This window comes from Pseudoalteromonas sp. S1727, from assembly GCF_005886375.1.
In the GTDB taxonomy this organism is placed as follows: domain Bacteria; phylum Pseudomonadota; class Gammaproteobacteria; order Enterobacterales; family Alteromonadaceae; genus Pseudoalteromonas; species Pseudoalteromonas haloplanktis.
Genome location: NZ_PNDT01000207.1, coordinates 1 through 340 on the forward strand (window position 1 = coordinate 1; position 340 = coordinate 340).

The 340-nt window shown below is 46.2% G+C and carries 1 pseudogene; it reads right to left on the reverse strand.

The annotated features are described in order from the left end of the window. Positions 1-340 (reverse strand): annotated as a pseudogene (locus CWB85_RS21655) (NAD(P)(+) transhydrogenase (Re/Si-specific) subunit alpha); the annotation flags it as partial.

Sequence of the window (340 nt, forward strand, 5' to 3'; positions counted from 1 at the left end):
AATAGCTTGTAACCCCGCCACTCCTGCGCCGATAATAAACACTTTCGCTGGCTTAATAGTACCCGCTGCGGTCATCATCATCGGTAAAATGCTCGGTAATTCCGCAATCGCTTTCGTCACCATCACATACCCCGCCAAACTAGCTTGAGAGCTCAACGCATCCATTTTTTGGCAACGCGTACTACGCGGTATCATTTCCATGCTAAAGCTGGTTACCTGGTGCTCGCACAGTAAATCAACATACGCATGGCTATTGAACGGGTCTAAAAAGCTAATGACCGTTTTGTTTTTTGCGTGCACAATATCCTCGGCCGGTAATTTATCAACCGATAAAATCACA